At 56.0% G+C, this 7,363-nt stretch carries 5 protein-coding genes; 2 read left to right on the top strand and 3 right to left on the bottom strand.

Features of this window, described 5'->3' with window-relative positions:
- The 3 genes from V6S97_RS27625 to V6S97_RS27615 all read right to left on the bottom strand — a co-directional run.
- Positions 1-2,664: efflux RND transporter permease subunit (locus V6S97_RS27625; protein WP_334428263.1), on the bottom strand; the 2,664-nt coding region annotated here is incomplete at its 3' end.
- Positions 2,661-3,776: an efflux RND transporter periplasmic adaptor subunit gene (locus V6S97_RS27620; protein ID WP_080865214.1), complete on the bottom strand. Its 1,116-nt coding sequence runs from the start codon at positions 3,774-3,776 to the stop codon at positions 2,661-2,663. The genes V6S97_RS27625 and V6S97_RS27620, both read right to left, overlap by 4 nt.
- Positions 3,776-5,200, bottom strand: coding sequence for an efflux transporter outer membrane subunit (locus V6S97_RS27615; protein ID WP_334428262.1), 1,425 nt, complete (start codon positions 5,198-5,200; stop codon positions 3,776-3,778). The genes V6S97_RS27620 and V6S97_RS27615 overlap by 1 nt, the downstream gene beginning before the upstream one ends.
- Positions 5,201-5,348: 148 nt before the next feature.
- Between V6S97_RS27615 and V6S97_RS27610 the strand changes: the two genes are divergently transcribed.
- Positions 5,349-6,035, top strand: coding sequence for a response regulator (locus V6S97_RS27610; RefSeq protein ID WP_334428261.1), 687 nt, complete (start codon positions 5,349-5,351; stop codon positions 6,033-6,035).
- Positions 6,036-6,037: 2 nt separating this feature from the next.
- On the top strand, positions 6,038-7,324 hold the full coding sequence (locus V6S97_RS27605) for a HAMP domain-containing sensor histidine kinase (protein ID WP_334428260.1): 1,287 nt from the start codon (positions 6,038-6,040) through the stop codon (positions 7,322-7,324).
- Positions 7,325-7,363 lie beyond the last annotated feature (39 nt).

Raw genomic sequence — 7,363 nt, 5'->3', positions numbered from 1 at the left:
AGGCAGCAGAGCGCCGCCAAGCGCCAGCGGCAGAGCCATCAAAATAGTCACAGGCTGGAGGAAATCATGAAACAGAAGGACCAGAACGGCATAGATACAGAAAATGCCGATCGCCATGGATGTGCCGAAACTACTGAACAGCTCACTCTGACGTTTTAATTCGCCCTGCTCCACGAACTTCACGCCCTGCGGCAGGTTTTTATAGCCGGGCAACTGTGCGGCTTCTGCGGTAACGTCGGAGAGGTTCCTGCCATTTAACTCGACAGTCAGCGAGACGTTGCGCGATCGGTCAAGCCGATCGATCTGACTGGGGCTGGAGCCAATCGAGATGTCGGCGATAGCACCCAGCGAGATCTTGCTTTCTTTACCATCGACTGGGATCAGCGAGATAGCATCCAATGACTGACGGCTTGCGGTGTCGAGCATCACGCGAATGGCGACCTGGCGTTCGGGCAGATTAAGCTTCGACAGAGCTGTATCATACGCACCAGCAGTCGCCACGCGAATGGCTTCGGCGATGGCCTTGGACGTCACACTAAGAGAGGCCGCCTGCGCAAGGTCGGGTTTTATGGTGACCTCCGGAGTCTGCATGGCCGCGGATGAAGTGACATTGCCGATCCCTGGAAGCGTGCGCAAATCAGTCTCAAGGCTTGCCGCCGCCTGTTCAAGAAGGTCAGAATTGTCGCCTGCAAGCGTCAGCGTGAGCTTTGTCCCATTGCCTCCGGAGCCTATTTCCAGGCGAACGCCGGGCAACTGCTCCAAGGCTTTTCGCAAATCATTTTCGATCTCCGACTGCTTTATATCCCGGTCGTCAATCGGCGTTAGATTGACGACGATTGTCGCACTGTTAGTGCTTGAATTTGACGTACTGTTCATCCCGCCCGTGGACGCTGTTCCGGTTGCCTGAAACACCGAGGTGACGTGGTCTACGCCTGCGATGATTTCGGATGCTTTTCGCGCCGCCTCGTCAGTCGCTTCAATCGTCGATCCATATGGCGTGGTGAGGGTAATTTGCGTTTGACTGTCATCGGAGGCCGGGAAAAAGCCCGTCGACAAATGAGACAACAGAAGGATCGTGAATGCCAGAAACCCGACCGTCCCAAGCACTGGAATCCAGCGGCGGCGCAACGCACCCTTTACCAGCCAGAGGTAGCTCCGCATCAGGCGGCCGTCCTCTTCGTGTGTCTTGCCACTGGCCTTCATCATATACGCTGCCATCATTGGCGTTAGCAATCGCGCAACCAGAAGCGAGGCGAGAACGGCAACTGACGCAGTAATACCGAACTGCTTGAAAATGATGCCCGGAATGCCGCCCATGAAAGCTGTTGGAAGGAAGACCGCGACCAAGGTAAACGTCGTGGCAATAACAGCCATGCCGATTTCGTCAGCTGCCTCCATCGCCGCCTCGAAGGGGCTTTTACCCATGTTGAGGTGTCGCTCGATATTTTCTATCTCGACAATGGCGTCATCCACAAGAATCCCGACCAAAAGTGAAATCGCCAGCAGTGTAATTGTGTTCAACGTATAGCCAAGCAGATACATCACGAGAAAAGTCGGTATGATCGACAGCGGCAGGGCAACAGCCGCCAGAAGCGTTGCGCGCCAGTCGCGCAGAAAAAGCCAAACTACGAAGACGGCGATTAGTGCGCCCTCATAGACCATGTGCATCGAGGATTCGTAGTTTTGCTCGGTGGGCACGATGGTGTTGTAGGCTTCCTCGATTGTCACGCCCGGATTGGCCGCGGCAAATACCTTCACCGCGTCTCGAACTTTCTCGGTAACTGCCGTATCCGAATAGCCTTTTGAACGCTTAATCTGAGCGGCAATCACGGGTTTGCCATTCAGGTAAGCAAGCGAGGTAAGATCATTGTGCGTGTCTGTCACCGTTCCTAGTTCATCCAGTCGAACCCAGCTCCCGGCGGGCAGGGGAATAGGCAATGATCGGAGCTGTTCGACGCTATTGGCGGTCGCCAGCGTACGAACAGACTGACTTTCGCCGCCAATTCTCCCCTTGCCTCCGGACAGATCGGATTGCACCGCTTCGATCTGGCTGTTGACATCATTCGCGGTCAAGCCAAGCCCCTCGAGCAGATTTGCATTGAGCTCTACTCTCACCTCTCTATCAACACCTCCAAGGCGGCCGACTTCACCAACACCGTCCACGGCCATCAGCGCGCGCGACAGATCATTGTCGATGAACCACGACAGCTCCGCAGCATCTAGTTTATCTGAATGCACAACATAGGTGATGAGCGGCGAGGAGTTCAGCGACTGTTTCGAAACGGTCGGTGCGTTCATTTCCTCGGGCAGGTCGTTCTGTGCCTGGTCGACAGCACTCTTGACCTCATCCAGCGCTTCTTGGGTGTCTTTTCCAACTTGGAAGGCAACAGAGATGCTAACAGAACCATCAGTAATTGTTGTGGTGACAGAGTCCAGCTTGATCAGACCCGTCAGCTCATCCTCGATTTTGCGAGCTACTTCCGTTTCAAGCTGAGACGCCGCCGCCCCATCCAGCGAGGCGCTGATCTCGATGGTTGGAAGGTCCATATCGGGGAAATTCTGAACGTCGAGACGATTGAAGGCCCACAGACCACAGGCGGTCAACAGAACGAAAAGCAGAATGGGCGGAACAGGATTGCGAATAGACCATGAGGAGAAATTCACTTCTCTTGCTCCTTGTTAGCAATCTCAGCACCATCAGACACCCGCACGACCGAGCCATCTGCAAGAAAAGCGCCACCTGAGACGACGACCTGGTCGGCCTTACTGATACCGGACACGATCTCGACGCGGCCGCTGTCTCGGCGACCGGTCTCAACGCGCCGTCGCACGACCGTCACTTTCTCGGCCTCATTTAAAATGAAGACATAGGAAAACCCATCCCGGAGCGTCACAGCGGTCGCTGGCACAGTCAGCGCATCGGTGTGGTCGAATTCGAAGTAGCCGCTGGCGAGTATACCAGTCTTAGGAGTTTGCATTCCCGCGTGGGGCCGGAGGGTCACATAAACAGTGACCCGACCATTATTCGTCGAAGTTGTCGGTGAAACCAACCTAACCTCGCCGCCGATATCACCATCAGGTGTCGGTATAACTGCTTTCGTTCCTTCTTTAACATCGGCTAGCCGCTTGATTGGCAGCTCGGCCTGCCATTCGACCCTGTTTTGCCGGATCAGCTTGAACAGTTCGTCGCCGGCATTAACGACGTTTCCGAGCGAGGCTGAGCGCGCAGATATGACCCCGTCGTCAACGGCGTAAACCTTTGTGCGGTCCAGTGTCAGTTGCGAAGATGCCAACGCAGCTTTTGCAGAGAGAACGTCGGCTTTCGCCTTGCGTTCGCTGATGAGATACTCCGTTGTTTGCTGTTTCGACAACGCACCGGATCCCGTCAGTCCTCGGGCGCGATCCGCATCCGCAACCGCTTGATCGAGCGCGGCCTCTTGCTTTTCGACGTTAGCCTGCTGCTGTTCCAGATCCGCTTGAGAGGTCGCGGCGTCAAACTGAACGAGCAGATCTCCTTTTTTGACTTCAGTACCAACATCTGCCCTAACATCGGCGATTTTCAGACCGCTGACCTCGACAGCGATGACCGCCTCATGCCACGCGGCAAAACGACCGCTCGCGGGTATGGTGACGGGCCACTCCAGGGTCTGCGGAGCGGCGACCGCAACGGTCAAGGCCGCCGCTCGAGTACTGCTCTGTTCGGCGTCTTCGCTGCGCGCAAGATAGGGCGTTAGCGCGACCGTTGTCGCGACCAGAATGAGGGAAAATCTTCGCATCAGTGTGTTCCAGTAACAAAGACAATTGGCGAGCCAGCAGGCGCGGGCCAGCCGCCACCGAGAGACTTATAGAGGGCGATCCAGTACTGGACCGCGTCGCGCCTGATTTCGATGAGGGTGATGGCGGCAGACTGTGCCGAACGACGGGCCTCTTCCCGGTCGAGGATACTGACGCCACCAGATTTCCAGTTCTCATCGACCGAGCGGAAATAGCTTTGATAGTTGTCAGCGGCCGTCTTGGCATCGCCGATACGCTTCAAAGCCGTGTTGACGCGAATGAGGGCTGTTTCCACATCGGCGACAGCCGTCAAGACGCCGGACTTGTAATTAGCTACAGCAACATCGTAGTCCGCCACTGCACTTCTGATGGCAGCCCTTTTGGTGCCGCCATCAAACAGGGGTATCGACAATGCAGGCCCAAATGACCATGGCAACGATCTGCCGGTTACAATGGATTCGCTGATTGAAATAGATCCACTCAAGCTGAGACTGGGATAAAGGTCAGCCTTTGCCGCGCCAACATCCGAAACCGTTGCGGCGACCTCAGCTTCCAGCGCATTGACGTCAGGCCTTTGCCTCAAAACCTCTGCCGGTACGGAGACGATCCGCAACGATGAAGGCTGTGGAATGCGACTGTTCCCCCGGTCCAGCAATTTTCTGATCACCATCTCATCGGTAGCAGTCAGTTGGACCAGTGACTTGATGATGATTTCGCAGTCACCGCGTTGGGCGGTCAGATTTGACGAGGATGTCGCCGCACTCGCGCGGGAGAGCGCCAGATCGGCTGTCGACGTGAAGCCGGACTGTGCTGACTTTTCAGTGGCGCGTATCGTCTCTCTCTGCGATGCGAGTTCGTCGCGGTAAAGCTGTTCCAACTGGCGACACGCGCGATACTGGACGTAGTAATCACCGACCTCGGCTGCGACGGAAATCCGCGCGTCATGCCACGACCAGACCTTGCCTTGGGCTCTCGAAGCCGCAGCCTGCGTTTCTTTCTTAGTCTTGCCGAACAAATCGAGTTCCCAGGCAGCGTCGAGACCACCACTCTTGTTCGTTCCGGCCACAATCTTGTTAAGGTCATCGCCTTTGTTCCCCTCGCGCGATGCAGAGGCAGCCCCATCCAGCGACGGGAAGAGGCCAGCACGTGCGCTGTCGAGCGTGGCACGCGCCTTGTCGATATTGCCGACAGCTTGTTGAACGGTCGGATTTTCCCGTTCCGCCAGTGTGAGCAATTCCGTCAGCGAGGGATCTTTAAAACTTGCCCACCATGCTACGAGATCGGTAGAGCGACCTCCATGCGGCAGCGTCACGTGCCAATAGGCTGCGACGAGAGAACTCGAAGGTTTGAGGGCACCAAGGCTTGTACAACCGCTGAGTACCGCCAAAGTGGTGAGGATGGAAACTGAAGAGAAAACTATACGCATGAAATCCGGGCTGCCTTGAAGCTGTCGGCTGCACTATAGGGATCGCGATGTTAATGTCGGTCAAGAACGTGTTAAGTTATGTAAAACTGCTGTATTTGCGGGCGTCAGGCCTTAAAGAGTGCAAGCATCGACGCGACGGATGCAAGACATGCCCAAGGTGCTTTTAATCGATGATGACACCGAGCTCACAAATCTGCTCTGCGAATACCTGACCGAAGAAGGCTTCGCCGTCGACTCCACACACGACGGCAGAACCGGTGTCGCTGTAGCGACAACGTCGTCAATCGATCTCATCGTCCTCGACATCATGATGCCCCGTATGAACGGCCTCGATGTGTTGCGGAAAATCCGGCAGGTTAGCGATGTCCCGGTTTTGATGCTGACGGCCCGCGGAGATGACATTGATCGTATTTCCGGGCTCAATCTGGGCGCGGACGATTATGTCGCCAAACCCTGTTCGCCAGGAGAACTGGCTGCTCGAATCCGCGCTATTCTGCGTCGTTCCAGTCGAACCGAGCGGGATGGTGGGCTGGAGGTGTTGAAAACGGGGGCGCTGATCCTTTATCCCTCCAACCGCAAAGCCGAGTGGTACGGTACCCAGCTCGAACTGACCGGCACGGAGTTCAGTCTGCTCGAGGTGCTTGTCCGCTCTTCCGGCCAGTTGGTTTCCAAACAGGATATCTCGCTGCGCGCCTTCGGGAAGCCACTAACCGCATTTGATCGCCGCATCGACGTCCATATCAGCAGTATCCGCCAAAAGCTCGGAACGCGCGAAGACGGGCAGCCGTGGATACAGGCTGTAAGAGGCCGCGGGTATCAGCTGTTAGAGGGCTAGTGATGCATCGATTATTCTGGAAATTTTTCACAGTGGTTTGGCTTGCCATGGCAGGGTCGATAGCACTGCTGTTTGCAATCAGCACTCTGTTCCAATCCCCTTTTGAAGAAGAAGTCGTCAACCGCGAACACAGGCTTGCCCTGGAAACAACGGCCCAGGTCTTACAATCGGATGGATTGGACGCTGCAACAAAGCTGGCGGAGGCCATGCAGCGTACCGGTCGCGCGTTATCCATCAGCATCAGCCCGGCTGGTCCAGCAATCGACTGTGTGGTGAAGGTGGGACATGATCTTATTATAAACGCGGTGAGAGACGGGAATTGCTACGAGGTCGAGATTGCCGGTTCGCCTCAGGGTGTGATTTCGAAAACCTGGCCGCGGACGGTTCCATGGTTGGCCGCACTCATGGCAGCGGCGGCAGCTGCCTACTGGCTCGCCCGGTACTTTATCACCCCCGTGGAGCAGCTTCGATACGGGTTGCGAGCCATAGCCAATGGCCAACTCGATGTTCGAATAGCGCATACAATTGGCAGCAAGCGCGACGAAGTTGCCTCTCTGGCGCACGACCTCGACATTACGGCAGCACGCCTTCAGGAACTCCAGATTGCACAGCAACAGTTGTTTCACGATGTCTCTCACGAGATACGCTCACCCCTGTCAAGATTACAGGCGGCTATCGGCCTCTTGCAACAAAACCCGGCGCGGTTGACCGCAATGATCGAGCGAATGGGAAGAGAAGTCGAACGCTTAGATGAATTGGTCGGCGGAATTCTAACTCTGGCGAGGCTTTCGGAACGAAACGATCCGCGCTTTGATCGACAAACACTGGATGTTGTCGATCTCGTGAGGGAGATTGTCGAGGATGCGAGTTTCGAAGGTCAGTCACGCGATATTAGGGTTCAATATGAAGGCGTCGACACATTCGTTGCTTCCGTCAACGGAGAATTGATTTACCGGGCGCTAGAAAACGTGATCCGCAATGCAATTGCCTACACCAGAGACAAGACATCTGTTCTCGTCACTTCGGAAGTACACGGTCAGCAACTTTCACTCTCCATCCAGGATGCGGGACCTGGCGTACCGGACGCGGAACTGGACGCTATTTTCCAACCGTTCTCACAGAGCTCCACCGTCACGACGCGCTCGGGCTTTGGCCTCGGCCTCGCCATCACCCGCCGCGCTGCCGAATGGCATGGCGGTTGCGCAACGGCCACCAATACGCCGTCAGGTGGACTACGCGTGGAAATCGTGATCCCTGCGAGTTCCCGAGATTCTAGGGCGGTGATTTAACCGCCCATCGTCGGCCTTGGATGGAAGCTGCTGCTGTTT

Origin of the sequence: Agrobacterium sp. CCNWLW155 (genome assembly GCF_036888815.1) — a bacterium.
In the GTDB taxonomy this organism is placed as follows: Bacteria; Pseudomonadota; Alphaproteobacteria; order Rhizobiales; family Rhizobiaceae; genus Agrobacterium; species Agrobacterium radiobacter.
This window is presented reverse-complemented; position numbering and strand designations above follow the sequence as displayed.